Genomic DNA, 20146 nt, shown 5'->3' on the forward strand with positions numbered 1-20146 from the left:
CAACTCTTCTACTAGTGATATATTATACTAAAAGTTGATTTATAATAATAAGAGAACAAACTACACAAAAACTTGAATTTATAAAAATTTAAATCTCAAATTTAGTAAATTTTATTAGCATATTAGCTTTTTTAAGATAAAATACCAGCATTTGCATAACCAAAAAAACAAGGAAAATAATGGACGAAAATAAGAAAAAAAGCCTTGATTTAGCCCTTAAACAGATTGATAAAGCCTTTGGTAAAGGTACTGTTCTTAGGCTTGGCGATAAGGAAATTGAGCCAATTGATGCTATTGGAACTGGATCAATCGGACTTGATATTGCACTTGGCATAGGCGGTATTCCTCGTGGTAGAATCATCGAAATTTACGGTCCTGAAAGTAGCGGTAAGACAACTCTGACTCTTCATCTAATTGCTGAATGTCAAAAAAATGGTGGAGTTTGTGCCTTTGTCGATGCAGAACACGCATTAGATGTTAAATATGCTAAAAATCTAGGCATAGATACTGATAATCTTTACATCTCTCAGCCAGATTTTGGTGAACAAGCGCTTGATATTGTTGAGACTCTAGCTAGAAGTGGTGCAGTAGATCTAATCATAGTAGATAGTGTCGCAGCTCTAACACCAAAAAGCGAAATAGAAGGCGATATGGGAGACCAGCATGTAGGACTTCAAGCAAGACTAATGAGTCAAGCCCTAAGAAAACTTACTGGTGTCGTCCATAAAATGGGAACCACAGTTGTCTTTATCAACCAAATTCGTATGAAAATCGGCGCTATGGGATATGGTACTCCAGAGACTACAACAGGTGGTAATGCACTTAAATTCTACGCTTCAGTCCGCTTAGATGTAAGAAAAGTCGCCACATTAAAACAAAGTGAAGAGCCAATTGGAAATAGAGTTAAGGTTAAAGTGGTTAAAAATAAGGTCGCTCCACCATTTAGAGTGACTGAATTTGATATAATGTTTGGCGAAGGAATTAGTAAAGAAGGTGAAATTATAGATTATGGTGTAAAACTTGATATAATCGATAAAAGCGGCGCCTGGTTTAGCTATGAAAGCACAAAACTAGGTCAAGGTAGAGAGAATGCAAAAGCGTTTTTAAAAGAGAATTTGAATATAGCTGATGAGATAACAGCTAAAATCCGTGAAAATATAGGTGATAGCATGATGAGTAGCGGTGATGATGAGAATGAAAGTGAGGAAGAGTAATGCCAGTAATTAAAGATGTAAGAGCAATTGAAGTTTTAGATAGTCGTGGAAATCCAACAATCAAAGCATTTGTAACGCTATGTGATGGTAGTACCGGTTCAGCAATCGTCCCAAGCGGTGCAAGCACAGGTAAAAGAGAGGCTTTAGAACTTAGAGATGGTGGTGATGCATTTGGTGGTAAAGGCGTTTTAAAAGCTATTAAAAATGTAAATTCAATGATAGCTGAAGAGTTATGCGGTAAAGACGCTTTAAATCAAAAAGCAATTGATGATGCGCTAATTGCTCTAGATGGTACTGAAAATTTTAGCAAAATCGGTGCTAACGCAGCTCTTGGTGTATCTATGGCAGTAGCTAGAGCAGCAGCAAATTCACGCAAACTTCCATTATATAGATATCTTGGTGGAGCAAATGCTACTATTTTACCAGTTCCGATGTTTAATATTATAAACGGTGGGGCGCATGCTAATAATAGCGTTGATTTTCAAGAGTTTATGATTATGCCATTTGGTTTTGATAAATTTAGCGATGCGCTTCGTGCTGCAGCTGAAATTTATCAAACACTTAAAAAACTACTAAATGATGCTGGACATAGTACTGCAGTAGGTGATGAGGGTGGATTTGCTCCAAATTTAAAAGATAATGAAGAACCACTTGAACTAATTATGCAAGCTATTATAAAAGCTGGATATAAACCAAACGAGCAGATTAAACTAGCTTTAGATGTTGCTGCTAGCGAACTTTATGATGGTAAGGTTTATAAACTTGAAGGCAAGGAATTTACAAGTGAACAAATAGTAGAAAAATACACCGCATTATGTGAAAAATATCCAATCTTCTCAATCGAAGATGGCCTAAGCGAAGATGACTGGGCTGGCTGGAAAATCCTAACTGATAAACTAGGTAGCAAGGTTCAATTAGTAGGCGATGATCTATTTGTAACAAATGAAAAAATCCTAAAAGAGGGAATTCAAAAAGGTATCGCAAACGCAGTATTAATCAAGCCAAATCAAATAGGCACAGTAAGCCAAACAATGCAAACAGTAAGACTAGCACAAAGAAATGGCTATCGCTGTATTATGAGTCATAGAAGTGGTGAAAGCGAAGATAGTTTTATTGCTGATTTTGCAGTAGCCTTAAATACTGGCGAGATTAAAACTGGCGCAACTAGTAGAAGCGAAAGAAATGCTAAATACAATCGCTTACTAGAAATCGAGTGCGAAACTAGCGAATATCTAGGCGATAAAATTTGAACCCTATCCTAGCTGAGCTAGAGAGTAAAAAATCTAGCTCCATTAGAAAAATTATCGCATATTCACTGCTAATATTTGTTACTATACTATTTGCGGTATATGTAGGAAATGTATTCTTTGGGGGTCGCTCAGCTAGTGTTTTATATGATTTAAAAGAGCAAAAATCTGCCCTAAGTAACGAGGTAAAAAAATACCAAGAGTTAAATTCAGCTCTACAAAAAGAGTATTTCGAGCTAATCGGACTCGATCCAGATAGTTACAAGTGAGTAAAAAAATGAAAAAGATTATTTTAATATCAAGCTGCGTTTTAGCACTCGTAGCTAGAGAAAATCCATTTACCCCAGATGATATTAATGTTACTACACTAGATTCAACTAATATTAGTGAAAACCCACCAAAATTAAGTAGAGTTGTAGCTAAATTTCCAAGCGATGCTAGAGAGATTGTCACAGCAACATTTAGTTATAAATCAGTAGATGGTAGCATAAAACAAAAAAGTATTGATATTAATGCTAGTTTTGATTGGCACGATGATATAATTATCTTATCTCAGCCACCAGTAAGTAGCGAGACTACTCCATCTTTAGATGTCTCAGTAACTACCACAAATGAACAGACTAAACAAGCAGTAGCCAAACAAGCTACACCAAAACCGCTTAGTGTCCTACCAAAAATAGAACCACCGCTAAAAAGTATAGCATTTATGGATTTTATCAAATTTGATATATTTGCTTCTAAAATTGAAATAATCACAAAAGATCAGATGTTTAGAGACTTTATCATTAATAAACCTGATAAAATCGTTATGGATTTTAAAAGAGGTAGCGAGTTTTCAACTCAAAGTATAAAGGTTCAAAAAGGCCCACTAAAAAAAGCTACAATCGGAGCTCATAAGAATTATTATAGAGTGGTTTTATCCCTAGATGGTAACTATCATTACGCTATCCGACAAAGCGGCAATGGATATACGCTAACACTTAGATAATCTAGCCCCTTTGGGGCATTTGAGTATGCGGTAAACTAAATTCAGATCTAATTTGAGATTTAAATTCTTTAATTATAACTTACTCAAAGGAGCAGTATGGGGATTATTAATATAGAAAAATTTCTAGCTAAATATCTAAAAGGCGAAGCAGGCGAAGAGATAGTAATTAAATCTTTAATATCAATCTTACAACATAGCAATGAAAACTACTACCTAATACCAAAAGCTAAATTTCAAAATACCAATATAATTTACGAAATTGATATTTTACTTATTCACCCAATGCTTGGAATTTATATAATAGAGGTTAAAAACTGGAAATCTTTAGACAATATTGATGAGAATAATTCGCCATTTAATCAAGCTAGTAAATACAAAAATATAATCCTTTCTGTGCTTAATGAAAACTTTAATCATACACCAATTAATGTAGAGATGCGTGCGATTTTTCCAAATATCAGCAAAAGTGATGCTAAAGAAAATTTGAAATCTGTAGCTAGTGAGATATTTTTAACAGTTTCTAGGCTATTTTCTAAATCATGAAATACTTCTATTCATCATTTATTTTAACAATCTTAGGTCTAGTAGCAGCATATTTTTTAGGTGGATTTGCTGCTGTTTATATCTGTATTTTATTAATTATTCTTGAAGTTAGCTTAAGCTTTGATAATGCTGTGGTAAATGCTAGAATTTTATGTCATATGTCTCAAGTATGGCAAAGGCGATTTATCATCTATGGAATTCCTATTGCTGTCTTTGGAATGAGATTTTTATTTCCAATTCTTATTGTATCAATTGCTTCTGATATGGGGATGCTACAGACGCTAAATTTAGCACTAAATAATCCAGATGAGTATCATCACGCTCTACATAGTAATAAAAATCAAATTTATATCTTTGGTGGCGGATTTTTACTAATGGTATTTTTATCATTCTTTTTTGAAGAAAAAGAGACAAAATGGATTAGACTTTTAGAGGATAATCATTTAATTAAAACCCTTTCAAAATCTCAAAATATAACTCTTTTTATTGCTATTTTAACTGGAATAATCCTAATTATGCTAACCCAAAATTCTACCTATGCCATCGCATATTTTAGTGCTATAGTGCTGTATTTAGGGTTAGGGATGTTTGATGAGATATTTAGTACAAGTGGAATTAAAAGCGGGATAATGGGTTTTTTATATCTTGAAGTTTTAGATGCTAGCTTTAGCTTTGATGGGGTTATTGGAGCTTTTGCAATGAGTCAAGATATTTTTATTATTATGATTGGGCTTGGTATTGGAGCTATGTTTGTAAGAAGTCTTACTATCTATATGGTTCGCAAAAAGATACTTGAGAGTTTTATCTATCTTGAACATGGCGCTCACTATGCGATTTTAGCTCTAGCAGTGATAATGTTTATTAAAATTTTTTACGAAGTTAGTGAGATTATAACTGGCACAGCTAGTATGCTATTTATCGCCTTAGCACTTATTCACTCAGTGTTAAAAAGGAGAAATATTGACTAAAATTTGTGGTGTTGATGAAGCTGGTAGAGGCGCTTTAGCTGGTGAGCTAGTTGTATGTGGATGTGCTTTTAATAGCGATTTAAGTAAGTTAAATTTAACCGATTCTAAAAAGCTAACCCCTAAAAAAAGAGAACAAATATATACAAGCTTAATCCAACAATGTGAATTTGTAACCATATATTTTAACAATAAAATTATAGATGAAATCGGGCTTAGCAATTGTCTAAGACGAGCTTTAAGGGTGATTAAATTTCACTTTAGAGAACATCAAATCATCTATGATGGAAACTGTAATTATGGTATTGATGGGATTGAGACAATTATTAAAGCTGATGCTAAAATTCCACAAGTTAGCGCTGCTAGTATAATTGCTAAAGTTAGTAGAGATTTGCAAATGTGCCGTTTTGATAGCTTTTATCCATACTTTGGCTACGCAAAACATAAAGGCTATGGAGTTAAAGCTCATATAGAAGCACTACAAAAATATGGCCCAAATGAATTAACTAGACAAAGTTTTAAACCAAAAGCACTTGAGGCTTCGCTATTTGGGGATGAAATTTGAATATCTTAGAAAATTTATATCAAAACCCGCCAAAATCAAGAGAGTTTTTAGAGCGAAAAATACGCATAGAAGGCTCTAAAATTCTACTAAAAGGAGCCAATGGAAGTGGTAAAAGCTCATTAATTTTAAATCATTTAAGTAAATTTGATAATTTTTTATATATAGACTTAGATGATATAAGAAGTTTTGGTATAGAACTTAATAACTTAAATGAGTTTATCAAGGCCAAAAATATCAAAGCCTTAGCAATTGAGAATCTAAAATCCAAAATAGAACTACCTATTTGTGATAATATTATCATCTCTACTGATCTAAATTCTTTGCATATAGATGGATTAAATCAACTTGAAATACTCGGGCTGGATTATGAAGAGTTTATACTATTTTATCGTAAAAATTATGAAGCTAGAACGCTTTTTAGCCACTTTTTGATTCGTGGGAATTTGGCTTTTAGTCCATTTTTAAGCGAATTTGAAACTACGGCATTTTTGCAAAAGCATATAAAAGCATCAAAAGGAGATCTAAATAGTAAGATATTAGCAAATATCGCAAATTTTATACATCAACCGTTAAATTCATTTAAGATTTACAAAACTCTAAAAACTCATATGAAACTTAGCAAAGACAAACTTTATCAAAATATAACCGATTTAGAAGATCAAAATCTTATAAAAACTATTTCAAATATCAACGATAATATCGCTTTAAAACGGGTATATTTTAGCAATTTTGCTCTAAAATCAGCTCTAAGTCTACACAAAGATCCCAAAGCAACGATAGCAAATATGGTATTTTGCGAACTTTTAAAGCTAAAAAAAGAGATAAAGTATAGCAATCAAATTGATTTTATCATTCCTGATATGAGTTATGGGATTTTGATTTTGCCATTTTTGCCATCTGAACTTGCAATATTAAAAGCTAAAAAACTAAGCAATCACTGTAATGATCTAGGTTTAAAAAAAGTAGATATAATCTCAAATTCACAAAGTCAAATAGCTAAATTTGAAAAAATCACATATAATGTAATGCCATTTTGGCAGTGGGCTGTAGGGCTTAATTAGTTTCACACTTAATGTAATGTTTGGTACTTTAGAAAAAGAAACAATAAAAATCACAGCAGAAAAAACAAAAATAGAAAATAAACTAAAAGATAAAATCAAAAAGAGCCATTTTATTTAGATATATCATTTGCAATATAATATAAACTAATTAACTATGTGAATAAATTTTAACTTCATTTAAAAAAAACTCATAAACTTGTTGTTGAAAATGTGCATCTATCTCATCACTATTAACCATCAAACGACGCAAATGCGCAAAATCAATCTTTTTGACATATCTTTTTATCATTTTTAATTCATAATCTATATCTTTTAGTAATATATCTAAATTCAATTTAGAGCCTTGAGTGGCCTTTTCTACATACTCTTTAACCGTTTGGACTAGGATGTGGATTCGCTTTTTATCATCACCATATATATCTTTTGCTATCTCTTCAACCTCTTGATAATCACTATCTAAAATACTATTTTTAGCAATTAACATAGCGGTAAAAATCTTGGCTCTAAACTCTAGTGATCGATAATGCGGAACAAAAAGCTCACGAAAAATAGATAAAAAATGTAATTTATAACTCATCATAATCCTATTTTAAGTAAAATATAGATATAATTTCATCCGCCTTTCCTTAGACCTGTGCAATGCTTTTAAAAAGCACCGCTTCAGGATGGGAACATAGCAGAGCACTTTTTATAGGTGTGTGCCGCAGTCATCTGGGGAGAGGTTTTCTATATCTAAATCTTTCATAAAATCTCTACAAATTTTATCAAAATCCACCCCTTCAATTTTTGGGCTTTTTTTGAATTTAGCTCTTATATTTTGAAATCCTCTTACTAAATCCTTGCTTTTAACACCATAGCTTATAGAGAGTCCAGCCTCGACAAAAGCAGCTAATCTATCGCAATATTTCAAAGCCTTGCCATCAATGCTGTTATACTCATCATCATTGACATTACTCATACTTCCGTGATATGGTTGTGGAGTTGTGCGACAAATTCTATTTTCAAATTCATCTTTTTTAAAGACCCCATCATCACTTCTAACGCCCAAAATATAGCTAAATTCATCTCTAAAACTTTGTGGGACATATGGAAGAATCTTATCTTCGATTAATCTCATCTCATAATCGCTAATTATCTCATTTAGCCCATCAATACCATATTTAACAGGGCTTATAATATCACGAGTTAGGCTCTCAGGTAGATCATGAAACAAAGCGCAATAAAAGTTATTTTCTAATCTTTTTGAATTTGCTCCAACTTTGATTGAATAAAAATAGCCAAATATCGCTACAACTAACATATGACCTAAAACTGCTGTTTCTGGAATGCGGTTCGTCTGAGCCCAACGCTTTTGAAATCTTAATCTTCCACTTAGATCGACTATGCGAGCTAATTTTTGGTTCATAGCGATCTTTCTAACACCGATTAATTCATAATAATCTTCTAGCTCTTCATCTACTTTTTGCTTTAATTCATCAATATCATTTAAAAATTTACTAGTTTGATATACAATGCTAAATTCCCACTTAGTAGCTATATAACTAGCAGCTTTTAAAATTAATCTCTCTTTTTTGTGGCCTTTATCTTCTAAATAACTCTTAAATCTATCTAAAAATTTACCATTTTCGATATCTTCTATTAATGGTTCTAAATTTGTCAAAACCCAGTTATTTATCTCACTAGCTTTGGTTTTTTGGATATGGTGAAAGACATCTGGGCGAATATCAGTTACCACAACTCTACTTAAAAACTCAAAAACCCCACCTTCTATTATATAACGCATATCTACATCATTTTCAAGCTTTGCGATGAAATATGCTATTATAAATTTATGAGCTTGTTTGTCTAGCTCTGATAGCTCAACCATCTTAGGATAGTCATTCCACCTTGATATATTGGCTGCTTTGAAAATATGTTCAATAAGTTTTGGATTTATCATTAATTAAATTTCCTAGTATTTTCAAATACAATAGAGCTTGTATCGTATTTTTGCTCTTTTATCATATTACTATCAACTTCTATAATCGTATGGACATTGCCCCTTGGATTAAAATCACCAACAACTCTTAGATATTTTGGTTTTAGTTTATTATCTAGAGTATCGTAAATTTCATTTATACTAGATTCATGACTTATATGGCGATTTAAAAAGCTATTTATATATAATTTTAGAGCCTTTAACTCTACTACAAATTTATCAGGAACATAGGTTAGATAAATTGTAGCAAAATCCGGATAGCCACTCCTTGGACAAAAGCAAGCAAACTCTGGTAGAGTGATTTTGATCGCATAATCTTTATTAGCACTATTTGGCCATATCTCAAAATCCTTATCTATATCAAATTCAGCTATTATTTTTTCGCCATATTTTAAATTTTCCATATCTATCCTTAAACATCTAGATGCTTAACATCTTTAGCGTGAGCTTGGATATACTCTCTCCTTGGCTCAACCTCATCACCCATAAATAGCTCAAATATATCACTAGCGCTTTGCATATCTTTGACATCTATCTTTAATAAACGGCGATTTTCTGGATTCATGGTAGTTTCCCATAATTGATCTGGATTCATCTCACCTAGACCTTTATAACGCTGGATATAAGCACCTTTTTTAGCATTTTTTTCTATATTTTCTAATACTTCTAATGGATCGCCATTAAGGTCAATATCACGCTCTCTCATCTTAGAATATATATGGACAGCCTCAATATATAAAGGATTAACAAATAAAGTATCATTGATAATCAACTCTTCAAGGCCATTTGGAGTTTGGACATAAATTCTAATCTCATCTTCATTGACATATGAATTTAAGATATTATAATTTTGAGTTTCAAGCTCTGTTTTTATAATCTCAAATAACTCTTTAAAATCTCTGCTGATGATATCTGGATTTTCTATCATATATCTAATCGCACTTAATAGATTAAAACGCTTTTTAAGCTCATTTAAAACACTTCTATAAGCGCTAATTAACTTTAAATAATCAATCAAATCATTATTGCCAATACCTTCAAAATCTTCATTTTCAATTCCTGTTTCTATTAAGAATTCATTTAGGGCTTTTTCATCTTTTAGATAAATTTCTTTTTTGCCTTTTTTGTATCTATAAAGTGGTGGCTGGGCTAAATAGACATTTCCATTTTCTATAATTGGCGTAAGAAATCTAAAGAAAAATGTAAGAAGTAGAGTCTGGATATGGCTTCCATCGACATCAGCATCTGTCATAATAATGATTTTATGATATCTTAATTTACTAGCATCAAACTCATCCCCAATACCACAACCAAATGCGGTTATCATATTTTTTATCTCTTCAGATTTTAAAATTTTATCAAGTCTGCTCTTTTCTACATTTAAAATTTTACCACGAAGTGGCAAAATAGCTTGAAATACTCTATCTCTACCTTGCTTTGCTGAACCACCAGCAGAATCACCCTCAACAAGATAAATTTCACTCTCGCTTGGGTCTTTGCTTTGGCAATCGGCTAATTTACCAGGCAATGTCCCAACGCTATTTAAATTATCTTTTTTGCGTGTTAAATCTCTAGCTTTTTTGGCTGCTTCTCTACCACGAGCTGCTAAAAGAGCTTTATTCATGATAGCTTTTGCTTCGTTTGGGTTTTCTTCAAAATATTTACAAAGCACTTCAAAAGTTATCTTTTGAACTATTGGTTTGACATAGCTTGAGCCGAGTTTGCCTTTGGTTTGACCCTCAAATTGTGGTTCTGGGACTTTGACACTTACAACAGCTATAAGGCCCTCTCTTATATCATCTCCAGTGATTTTGGTATCTTTTTCACGAGCATTAGCGTTTGCTGTTATATAATTTGTAATAGCTCTAGTAAGCCCTGCTCTAAATCCAGCTTCGTGAGTCCCACCATCAGGGGTTTTGATATTATTTACAAAGCTTAGTAAATTTTCACTATATGTCTCATTATAAAGTAGAGCAAAATCGACTATAACATCTTCTTCGCCACCGCTAAAGCTTACAGCTTTGCTTACTGGGTTGCTTTTATTCATATCAGTTACAAAGCTCTCAAGCCCACCTTCAAAGTGATAACTCTCTTTAAATCCATCTCTTTGGTCTTTGAAATTTATAGTGATTTTAGGATTTAAATAGGCTAACTCTTTAAATCTTTTGGTTAAAATTTCTCTATCAAATTTAGTTATTTCAAAGATAGTATCATCAGGCCAAAACTCTATGCTAGTTCCAGTTTTGTTAGTAGTTTTGATAACTTCTAAATCACTTTGTGGTATGCCTTTGGCAAATTCTTGGCGATGAAGTTTTCCATCTCTTTTTATATTCAAAACCAATTTTTTAGATAATGCATTGACAACAGAAACACCAACCCCATGAAGTCCACCTGATACTTTATATGTATCTTTATCGAATTTACCACCCGCATGAAGCACAGTTAAAACTACAGTCGCAGCTGAAATATTCTCAGTTGGATGGATATCTACCGGAATTCCCCTACCATTATCTGTAATTATGGCTGAACCTTCATTTGTAAGTTCAATATCGATAGTATCGCAATATCCTGCCATTGACTCATCTATGGAGTTATCTACTACTTCATAGATCATATGGTGAAGGCCATTTATATTTGTATCGCCTATATACATTCCAGGGCGTGTTCTTACAGCTTCAAGACCTTTTAAAACCTTGATACTTCCAGCGGCGTATTTTTTTTGTTCTAAATTTTCCATTTTAATCCTTAAATATTTATAGGCATTATAACTGTTTTTAACTCTTCACAACTAAGCACAAATGGAAGTCCTACATCATTATATGATAAGGTAAATTCACTATCTTCAATGCTTGATAAGAAATCAAGAATAAATCTATTTTTTACACCTAATATAATGTTGTCTTCTATATCAAAATTTTGCTCAATTACTGTTTTTGCTTCGCTATTATCGTTATTTATACTCTCAAATGTTATGTTTTCTTTATTTATTGTGATTTTTATAATTTCAGATAGCATTGAGATTGTTTTGATACCTTCTATCATCTTTTCACGATTTAAATTTATATTGATTTTACTCTCTTTTGGGATTACTCTTTCATAGTCTGGATAGCGACCATTTATCAGTTTTGTGAAAAATTCAAAATTTTGACTAATTGCTATAAATATATTTTCATCATAGTAAATTTCTATATTTTCATAGAATATTTTTTGGATTTCTACTATAGCTTTTTTAGGGATTATTATGCTAAATGGTTCGCTCTGTGAGTCTATATCAAGGGTATAAACGCTAAGTCTTTTAGTGTCAGTGCCAACTAAATTTATACTATTATTTTTTATATCGATTAAAGCACCTGTTAATTCTATTTTTGAATTTGTATTTTCTATTGAATTTGTGATTTTTTTAAGGCTTTTGCTTAGGTTAGCTGCGTTTATATTAAATCTTTTTTTATTTTCTATTGTTGGGAAATCTGGGAAATCATCGGCTTTTTGCATAGGTAAGCGATATTTTGAGTTATTTTGTTTTATATATAGGTGGTTTTGGATTGTTTCTAAGATAACTTCACCATCTTTAAGGCTTTTTATGATATCAAGGAGTTTTTTACCATTTGCTGTGGCTATTCCATCTTCAATTATATTTACATTTGAGGCTTTATAACTTAGACCAATTTCATTATCTGTAGCTTTAATTGTTAGAATTGAATCTTTTGCATTTATGAATATGTGAGATGTTATTGAACTAAGATCTTTTTTATCAAGATAAGGGTTTGTATTTATGATAATTGATTCTAAAATATTCTTTTTGATTAAAACTTTCATTTTTTGCCTTTATTTTTTAAATTTATTTTTTCTTTTTAGTTGGTTTGTTGATTTTGTGAATAACTACACAAAACACCGCAAAATCGGGTAAATTTTATTGAAAAACTTTGAAGGGAATTTTCACACATATTCACTATTCCTTTGATAATATTTTATTTTTTAATTCTTCTAATCTAGCTTTAAAATAGCTATCGTTTTCCATTAGATTATTAATTTTTTTAATATTGTGACTAACTGCGCTATGATCTTTTAATCCAAAGTGTGATGCAAGCTGAGGCATAGAGTTTGGAGTGAGAGTTTTGGCTAGATATATACAAATTCTACGAGCTTCTACGATATTTTTAGTACGATTTTTACTTTTTATGTCACTTGGTTTAATATTCATTTCATGTGCTACATCTTTTATTATATTTTCTAGACTTATAGCTTCTTTTTTCTCTTTTATCTGATCTTTTATGACATTTTTGGCAAATTCAAGTGTGATATCTTGACGCATAATATTTGCAAAAGCGTTAATATTTATAATTGCGCTTTCAATTTCTCTAATATTATCACCCATATTTGATGCGATATATTCGATTATATCATCACTTAGTTCTATTTTATCAAATTCACATTTTGTTTTAATAATTCTGATTTTAGTATCAAGTTCAGGCGGCGTAATATCAGCCATTAATCCCCATTCAAATCGACTTTTTAGACGCTCTTCAAAATCTTTTAACATTTTTGGAGGTTTGTCTGAGGTCATTACTATTTGACCTTTTTTAGCGTGAATTTCATTAAAGGTGTGAAAAAATTCTTCTTGTGTTTTTTCTGATTTGTGAAAAAACTGCACATCATCAATCAGTAAAACATCGCAATTACGATATTTTTCTTTAAATTTATTCATAGTTCGGTTTTCTAGATTTCGTATAAAATCACTAGTGAATTGCTCACTTGTAATACAAATAACCGTTTTGCCATGTTCTAAGCACTCATTACCAATTGATTGTAAAAGATGTGTTTTACCAAGACCAGTTGAACCATAGATAAATAGCGGATTATATGCTTTTCCTGGATTGCTTGCAACTTGTTTTGAACTAATAAATGCAAATTGATTAGAATCGCCAACAACGAAGTTATCAAATGTATAGCTAGGATTTAATAGTGAACTTTGACTTCTAATTTCTTTTACATTTACATCTTTTGATTTTATACTTAAATTTGCCTTTTGGGTTGTGATTAAAACCTCAGGCTTTATACCTGTGTGAACTTCGTAGATATTAGCTAGTTTATTAGCATATTTTGTTTGGATAAATTTGGCTATAAGCTCATTAGGAGCGATAAAAATAACTCTTTGAGAATTTGAACCTTTTTCGCTAAATTTAATCCGTGAAATGTAATTATCCATCTCGCTTTTGGAGATCTCTTGACCCAAAATTTCAAGCGCTTTTGTGCCTAGCAATATTTTCCCTTTAAATTTATTAGCTAATATTCTACTAAAAATTTAATTAAAAATGACTTATTATGATATTATTATAAATTAAATTCACTAAAGATGTGAATAATGTGAATAACTTAAAAGGATATATGTGAAAATCTTAGGAATAGACCCTGGTACTCGCAATTGCGGCTATGCGATAATTCAGAAATTTGGCAATAGAAAATCACTGGTTGAGGCTGGACTTATTAAAATAAAACAAGACGATTTACAATTTCAAATTACTCAGCTTTGTGAAGGTTTAGATCTAATATTTAAAGCACATAAAATTGATGCAGTAGCAATCGAAGATATATTTTTTGCTTATAATCCAAAAACAGTTTTAAAGCTTGCACAATTTCGTGGAGCTTTAATGCTTAAAATTTTGCAAATTCATGGTGAATTTAGTGAATATACTCCGCTTCAAATCAAAAAAGCTGTAACAGGCAAAGGAAAAGCGACAAAAGAACAGGTTTCATTTATGGTAAAAAAGATGCTAGGAATAACTAAAGAGATAAAGCCACTTGATATTACAGACGCAATAGCAATAGCTTTAACTCATAGTTTTAATATAAAATCTTAGTAATTATAGCGTTTTATATCGGCTTGAAGTGGATCAATAGCTTTACTTTTAGTTATAAGTTTATGCCCAGCCCAAATAAGCAAAAATAGCCACAATCCAATATAGCTAGTAAGAAGTGTGACAAAATCTCTACCTTGTATTAAGGCTTCATAATTTTGCCCAATTATTACAATTATACACATTATAAGTGCTAAAATTGGTTCAAGTTTGAGCAAATTTGGATCTGTAAAAGGTAAAAGCGTACTAATGATAAAAATAACAAATATATAAAATAGCAAAATTCTCCAAAATATTGCATTTATAGCTTTTGGAATACTTCTGTTTGGATCTTTAGCCTCTCCAGCAGCAACTGTAACAGCCCAGTTAAACCAGTAATTCCATCTAATAGCAAATTCAAAAGATGAACTAATAAATCTACTTCCATACTCATGAAAACTTCCAGCTACAGGCATATATGTAGCTAATTCTCCTAGACTTTGCATTAATAAATAGACCATAAAGCCTATTAACGCATAAGCTAAAAGTGCTCCACCAGGTTCAGCTGTAGCAATAGTATTGCCACTAGCAACAAAAAGTCCTGTTCCAATAGCACCGCCAATTGCAATCATATTTAAATGGCGTGAGTGCATTGCTCGTTTTAATGTATTTTGATTTGATAAGATAATTCTTATTAAATAGAATTAAAAAGATTCATAGCTAGAATAGATCTTAGCTATGAATTAAATTTATTGACATCCTTCACACTCTATGCTACGATCAACTGGTTTATTATCCAAGTGGCTTGAGTCTGGGCTTTCGCTTCTTAGATAGTATGTGGATTTCACGCCTAAGTTCCAAGCAAGCATATATATATCGCTAAGATATTTTCCACTAGCTTTATCTAAACTCATAAATATATTTAGACTTTGACCTTGATCTATCCATTTTTGGCGGATTGCTCCTGCTTTGATAAGGACTCTTTGGTCTAGCTCATAAGCTGGAGTGTAGTATTGCCAAGTTTCAGGGCTCAAATTTGGGACTACGCAAGGGGTCATACCGCTTAGATTTTGCTCAAACCATTTTCGTTTATATACTGGCTCGATTGTTTGAGTTGTCCCTACTAATATGCTTATACTAGAAGTTGGTGCTATGGCCATTAAATAGCCATTTCTTATACCATCTTTTTTGACTTTTTCTCTTAATTTAGCCCAATCACAACTACCTTCATCAAATAGACTTCCACCACGATTGACAAGGGCTTTGGCGTTTGGATTTGCTAGGTCTATTGGGAAGATTCCCTTACTCCAGTTTGAGCCAGGAAAATCTGGATAAACGCCCTTTTCTACGGCTAAATTTGATGAAGCGTAAATGGCATTGTAGCTGATATTTTCCATTATTTCATCTATTTTTTCAAGGTGTTCGTAACCACCCCATTTTATCTGCTTTGTAGCTAGCATTTCAGCCTCTCCCATAACGCCTAAGCCTATTGAGCGACTAGCTAAATTTGTGTGTTTAACCTTAGCATGTGGGTAGAAATTTAGATCTATAACATTATCTAGCATTCTAATGGCTATTGGTGTAACTCTTGCTATATCTTCAGGGGTATTAATTTTGCTTAAATTTATACTTGCTAAGTTACAAACGGCGGTTTTGCCCTCTTTTAAGCCTTTTTCTACTATAAATATATCTTTGTTGTTTAATCTATCTAAAGCGGTAATTTTTTTAGCCTTTTTAGTGTATCCGCCATCAACTGTTACTTCTAGATTTTCATCAAATAGATCATAGCTACCATCTGTGTAGATTACCTTAGTTTGATAGTAATTTGGCTCAGTATTTTGGAAGATTTCAGTGCATAAGTTTGAGCTTCTAATTATGCCTTTGTGTGAATTTGGATTTAGCTTATTTGCGCTATCTTTAAAGCATAAAAACGGCATACCACTTTCAAAATAGCTTGTAAGAATTTTCTTCCATAACTCTTTGGCTTGGATTACGCTTTTAGCGATATTAGGGTTAGTTTCATACTCTATATATTTTTTATTAAATTCATCTCCATATAGATCACAAAGATCAGGCGTATCAGCTGGATCAAATAGCGTCCATCTCTCATTATTCTCCACTCTTTTCATAAAAAGATCATTTATCCATAAAGCCGGAAATAATTCATGAGCTCTGCGACGCTCTTCGCCAGAGTTTTTACGAAGATCCAAAAAGTCGCTTACATCCATATGCCAAGGCTCGATATAAACTGCTATTGCACCCTTTCTAGTCCCTAGCTGATCGACTGCAACTGCGATATCATTTGTAACTTTTAAAAATGGTATTATCCCGCCAGCTGCGTTTTTATGCCCATCAATGCTACCGCCCATAGCACGCACTTTACACCAATCCCAGCCGATACCACCACCAAATTTAGAGAGCAAAGCCATCTCTTTATAGCTATCAAAAATTCCTTCGATATTATCAGGAGTACTCCCAACATAGCAGCTTGATAGTTGGTGCCTTGTGGTTCTAGCATTGCTTAAGGTTGGGGTTGCTAGCATTACTTCAAATTTGCTTATGATATCGTAAAATTTTTTCGCCCAACCTTGAGAATCTAGCTCATTTTGAGCCAAAAACATAGCGATCGCCATAAACATCTGTTGTGGTAGCTCTATAGGTTTGCCATTTTTGTCTTTTATAAGATATCTATCATATAGAGTTTTAATCCCAAGATATGTAAATTGCATATCTCGCTCTGGTTTTATATAGTTGTTTAGATCATCAAGATCATATTTTTCTTTTAAACCAAGCAAGATTCTGCCCTCTTTTTCGCCTTTGATTAGATAATCTTCAAGGCTATTATATCCGCTAAATCCAGTTGCTTTGTGATACAAATCATACAAAAATAGCCTAGCTGCGACAAAGGTCCAGTTAGGGCGATCAATATCTATCTTATCAACTGCGGTTTTGATGAGAGTTTGTTGGATCTCTTCAGTTGTGATATTATCACGAAATTGAATTTTTGCATCAACTTCAAGCTCGCTTAAGCTGACATTATCTAGTCCGGCTACGGCTTCGCTTGTGTATTTTTTGATTTTAGATATATCTAGCTCTTCAGTTCTGCCATTTCTTTTTATAACTTTCATATTATTTTTTTGTGCCTTTATATTAAATTTCAAATACTCTTTTAAATATTCTATCTACATTTTTTGTATAGTAAGTGTAGTCAAAACACTCTTTTATCGCATTTTCATTGAGCTTTTGTCTAAGTTCATTATCATTTAGTAAATTTTGTAAAAATAGACTCTCGCCATTTTCATTAAGAGCTTTTTTGCCCTCTTGTAGGTCAGCCCAAACTTTCATAGCATTTCTTTGGACGATTTTGTATGCGTCTTCTCTACTTACACCTTGTTTTGGTAGCTCTAAAAGGACTCTTTGAGAAAAGACTAATCCACCGGTTAAATTTAAATTTTTCATCATATTTTCTGGATATACGACTAAATTTGCTAGTAGGCCATTTAATCTATTTAGCATAAAATCACTCGTGATAAAGGCATCAGGCAAGATAAATCTCTCTACACTTGAGTGGCTGATATCTCTTTCATGCCAAAGGGCGACATTTTCCATAGCTGGGATAGCGTAGCTACGAATCATTCTACAAAGACCGGTTACATTTTCGCTTAAAACTGGATTTCTCTTGTGTGGCATAGCGCTTGAGCCTTTTTGCCCTGGGCTAAAATACTCCTCAGCTTCATAAACTTCCGTCCTTTGATAGTGTCTTATGGCTACTGCTATCTTCTCACAACTACTAGCTAGTATGGCTAGAGCCGATATTACTTGAGCGTAGCGATCTCTTTGGATTACTTGATTACTTGCTGGGGCTGGATTTAGGCCTAAGTTTTGGCATACTAGCTCTTCTAATTCAAGTGGAGAGTGAGCGAAATTACCCATCGCACCGCTTATCATACCAGTGCTAATAACGCTTTTAGCGTGGTTTAATAGCTCATAGGCTCTTTTGATCTCATCATACCAAATAGCAAGAACTAAACCAAATGTTATAGGCTCTCCGTGAATTCCGTGGCTTCTGCCGACCATTAGAGTGTTTTTATGCTCGTAAGCTCTTTTTTTGATAGTGTCCATTAAAATTTTAATATCATCTAAGATTAACTCCATACTATCTTTTATTTGCAAAGCCACAGCTGTATCGATACAGTCACTACTTGTCATACCGAAATGAACAAATCTACTCTCTTCACCCAAGCTCTCGCTAACACTTGTTAAAAATGCTATAACATCATGTTTTGTAGTTTTTTCTATTTCATCTATGCGAGCAATATCAAATTTAGCATTTTCGCAGATTTTTTGACAATCGCTATCTGGAATAAATCCTAGCTTATTCCACGCTTTGACTGCTGCTATTTCAACCTTTAGCCATGCATCATATTTAGCTTGCATACTCCACTTATCACTCATAACTTTTCTAGCGTATCTCTCTACCATTTCAGAACCTTTTTTGCTGATTTTTTATATAATAGTTAGTCTAATATTATATAAAAAATGTTCTAAAAATTAGGTTAATAAATGGCATATGTTAAGATGAAAATTGGTGAATTTATCGGGCAAAAAACTTATCAAATTTTGTTATCACGTGGCTATACAATGAGCCAAGCTCAAAAGCTTTGTGATAAGGGTAGATTAATTGATAAAAATGGTGTGACATTAGATAAAAATAGTACTGTAAATGGTGAATTATTTTTTATAGATTATGAGTGCAAGCCAGTTGGATTAGAGCCAATTTTTGAATCTGATGAATTTGGAGTTTTTGATAAACCAAGTGGAGTTTTGACCCATCCAAATGGTAGGAATTGTAACTATAGCCTATGTGATGAGATTTGGAGCCTATGGGGAAAAAATGCATCTGTAGCACATAGATTAGATAAAGAGACAAGTGGAGTTATTGTAGTTGGCAAAAGTATAGAAACTACTAAAAAACTTAAGGCGATGTTTGAGAGTAGATGTATTTTTAAAAGCTATTTAGCATTGGTGAGTGGTAAAGTTCAGGAGAGTAAATTTAAGAGATTCATAGCAGCAAATTATATGGATTTTGTAGATAAATTTAGTTTTATTAACGATGAGAATTGGCTTGTGATAGATAGAGCGATGGATATTACAAGAGATTATGATGATATTAAAATTCGAATGCAAATTTGTGATAATGGCAAGCGTGCTATAACACTATTTAGGCCGATTGAATTTGACGAGAAAATAAATGCAACTTTAGTTGAATGTATTCCATTAACTGGACGCCAGCATCAGCTTAGGCTTCACTTGTTTTATGTGAAACATAAAATTTTAGGTGATCCAATTTATGGGCTTGAACGACGTGATATAGAGAGAATTTTAGATGGCAAAATGAGCAAAAACGAGCGTACCCAAAAGAGTGGAGCTAATAGACTTATGCTTCACTCAAATCGGCTCAAATTTAACTATAATGGAACTGAATTTGATATCAGTTCCAAGATGAAATTTGGATTAAGTCCATTTGCGCAAATGGATTAAAAACCTGGGTCAAATGGCAAATTTTGTCTATAAAAATCATCAGTACCTAGACTTCTCATTTGAGCATCTCTTTTGCGATTTCTATTTTCTCTTTCTAGTTCATCAACTCTATCAGATAATCCTTGGTATTCATAACTAGATGAACCATAGGATAAATCATATGCATTAGCAAAGATAGCACTTGCAACTAGGGCGATGAATAGGATAAAT

Annotated in this window: 19 protein-coding genes, 1 other RNA gene and 1 pseudogene; 11 read left to right on the top strand and 10 right to left on the bottom strand. The window is 32.5% G+C overall.

What is annotated here, in order from left to right:
- Positions 1 to 179 precede the first annotated feature (179 nt).
- From recA to CIGNP103_RS03560, 8 genes are all read left to right on the top strand, one after another.
- Entirely contained in the window at positions 180 to 1214 is a 1035-nt protein-coding gene (gene recA, locus CIGNP103_RS03525) for a recombinase RecA (protein WP_086225985.1), read from the top strand.
- Positions 1214 to 2464 (top strand): phosphopyruvate hydratase, encoded by a 1251-nt coding sequence (eno, locus tag CIGNP103_RS03530; RefSeq protein ID WP_086268595.1) that lies wholly within the window; start codon positions 1214 to 1216, stop codon positions 2462 to 2464. Before recA ends, eno begins: the two co-directional genes overlap by 1 nt.
- On the top strand, positions 2461 to 2730 hold the full coding sequence (locus tag CIGNP103_RS03535) for a hypothetical protein (RefSeq protein ID WP_086268596.1): 270 nt from the start codon (positions 2461 to 2463) through the stop codon (positions 2728 to 2730). Before eno ends, CIGNP103_RS03535 begins: the two co-directional genes overlap by 4 nt.
- A gap of 8 nt (positions 2731 to 2738) precedes the next feature.
- Complete coding sequence (locus tag CIGNP103_RS03540; RefSeq protein WP_086268642.1) at positions 2739 to 3449, top strand: AMIN domain-containing protein; 711 nt, start codon at positions 2739 to 2741, stop codon at positions 3447 to 3449.
- Positions 3450 to 3545: 96 nt separating this feature from the next.
- Positions 3546 to 3992 carry a nuclease-related domain-containing protein gene (locus tag CIGNP103_RS03545; protein ID WP_086240706.1) on the top strand — a complete coding sequence of 149 codons (447 nt, stop codon included), beginning with the start codon at positions 3546 to 3548 and terminating at the stop codon, positions 3990 to 3992.
- Complete coding sequence (locus CIGNP103_RS03550) at positions 3989 to 4960, top strand: DUF475 domain-containing protein (protein ID WP_086268597.1); 972 nt, start codon at positions 3989 to 3991, stop codon at positions 4958 to 4960. Before CIGNP103_RS03545 ends, CIGNP103_RS03550 begins: the two co-directional genes overlap by 4 nt.
- A complete protein-coding gene (locus tag CIGNP103_RS03555; RefSeq protein WP_086225238.1) occupies positions 4953 to 5522 on the top strand; it encodes a ribonuclease HII in 570 nt (189 codons plus the stop codon). The genes CIGNP103_RS03550 and CIGNP103_RS03555 overlap by 8 nt, the downstream gene beginning before the upstream one ends.
- Positions 5519 to 6583 carry an ATP-binding protein gene (locus CIGNP103_RS03560; protein ID WP_086228608.1) on the top strand — a complete coding sequence of 355 codons (1065 nt, stop codon included), beginning with the start codon at positions 5519 to 5521 and terminating at the stop codon, positions 6581 to 6583. The genes CIGNP103_RS03555 and CIGNP103_RS03560 overlap by 4 nt, the downstream gene beginning before the upstream one ends.
- A gap of 148 nt (positions 6584 to 6731) precedes the next feature.
- Here CIGNP103_RS03560 and CIGNP103_RS03565 read toward each other — a convergent pair whose 3' ends face one another.
- Positions 6732 to 7160 (bottom strand): hypothetical protein, encoded by a 429-nt coding sequence (locus CIGNP103_RS03565; RefSeq protein ID WP_086225240.1) that lies wholly within the window; start codon positions 7158 to 7160, stop codon positions 6732 to 6734.
- A gap of 46 nt (positions 7161 to 7206) precedes the next feature.
- On the opposite strand from CIGNP103_RS03565, the gene ffs reads away from it, so the two are divergent.
- An RNA gene (gene ffs, locus CIGNP103_RS03570) (signal recognition particle sRNA small type) lies at positions 7207 to 7304 on the top strand.
- An 18-nt stretch (positions 7305 to 7322) separates the two neighbouring features.
- On the opposite strand, the pseudogene CIGNP103_RS03575 reads toward ffs, so the two are convergent.
- The 5 genes and pseudogenes from CIGNP103_RS03575 to dnaA form a co-directional block, all read right to left on the bottom strand.
- A pseudogene (locus CIGNP103_RS03575) lies at positions 7323 to 8522 on the bottom strand (HD domain-containing protein); the annotation flags it as partial.
- A complete protein-coding gene (gene queF, locus CIGNP103_RS03580; protein ID WP_086225241.1) occupies positions 8522 to 8965 on the bottom strand; it encodes a preQ(1) synthase in 444 nt (147 codons plus the stop codon). The pseudogene CIGNP103_RS03575 and the gene queF, both read right to left, overlap by 1 nt.
- Positions 8966 to 8973: 8 nt before the next feature.
- Positions 8974 to 11298, bottom strand: coding sequence for a DNA topoisomerase (ATP-hydrolyzing) subunit B (gyrB, locus tag CIGNP103_RS03585; protein WP_086268598.1), 2325 nt, complete (start codon positions 11296 to 11298; stop codon positions 8974 to 8976).
- 8 nt (positions 11299 to 11306) lie between these two features.
- The gene (dnaN, locus tag CIGNP103_RS03590; protein WP_086268599.1) at positions 11307 to 12377 is read right to left on the bottom strand and encodes a DNA polymerase III subunit beta; all 1071 of its coding nucleotides are present in this window, start codon (positions 12375 to 12377) and stop codon (positions 11307 to 11309) included.
- Positions 12378 to 12510: 133 nt separating this feature from the next.
- Positions 12511 to 13821: a chromosomal replication initiator protein DnaA gene (gene dnaA, locus CIGNP103_RS03595; RefSeq protein ID WP_086225244.1), complete on the bottom strand. Its 1311-nt coding sequence runs from the start codon at positions 13819 to 13821 to the stop codon at positions 12511 to 12513.
- 121 nt (positions 13822 to 13942) lie between these two features.
- On the opposite strand from dnaA, the gene ruvC reads away from it, so the two are divergent.
- Positions 13943 to 14419, top strand: a complete 477-nt coding sequence (ruvC, locus tag CIGNP103_RS03600; protein WP_086225245.1) for a crossover junction endodeoxyribonuclease RuvC — start codon at positions 13943 to 13945, stop codon at positions 14417 to 14419.
- Here the strand turns inward: ruvC and CIGNP103_RS03605 are convergent.
- The 3 genes from CIGNP103_RS03605 to purB form a co-directional block, all read right to left on the bottom strand.
- The gene (locus CIGNP103_RS03605) at positions 14416 to 15027 is read right to left on the bottom strand and encodes an amino acid permease (RefSeq protein ID WP_086241626.1); all 612 of its coding nucleotides are present in this window, start codon (positions 15025 to 15027) and stop codon (positions 14416 to 14418) included. The genes ruvC and CIGNP103_RS03605 overlap by 4 nt on opposite strands.
- A 117-nt stretch (positions 15028 to 15144) precedes the next feature.
- Positions 15145 to 17523: a ribonucleoside-diphosphate reductase subunit alpha gene (locus CIGNP103_RS03610; protein ID WP_086241625.1), complete on the bottom strand. Its 2379-nt coding sequence runs from the start codon at positions 17521 to 17523 to the stop codon at positions 15145 to 15147.
- A 22-nt stretch (positions 17524 to 17545) separates the two neighbouring features.
- Entirely contained in the window at positions 17546 to 18877 is a 1332-nt protein-coding gene (gene purB / locus CIGNP103_RS03615) for an adenylosuccinate lyase (protein ID WP_086241578.1), read from the bottom strand.
- Between the two features lie 81 nt (positions 18878 to 18958).
- Here purB and CIGNP103_RS03620 point away from each other — a divergent pair, with 81 nt between their 5' ends.
- Complete coding sequence (locus tag CIGNP103_RS03620; RefSeq protein ID WP_086241577.1) at positions 18959 to 19936, top strand: pseudouridine synthase family protein; 978 nt, start codon at positions 18959 to 18961, stop codon at positions 19934 to 19936.
- On the opposite strand, the gene CIGNP103_RS08115 is transcribed toward CIGNP103_RS03620, so the two are convergent.
- Positions 19933 to 20146 (bottom strand): hypothetical protein (locus CIGNP103_RS08115; protein WP_180381794.1); only part of this gene is annotated, 214 nt, incomplete at its 5' end. The two genes, CIGNP103_RS03620 and CIGNP103_RS08115, sit on opposite strands and share 4 nt — an antisense overlap.

This window comes from Campylobacter sp. P0103 (genome assembly GCF_002139545.1).
GTDB lineage: Bacteria > Campylobacterota > Campylobacteria > Campylobacterales > Campylobacteraceae > Campylobacter > Campylobacter devanensis.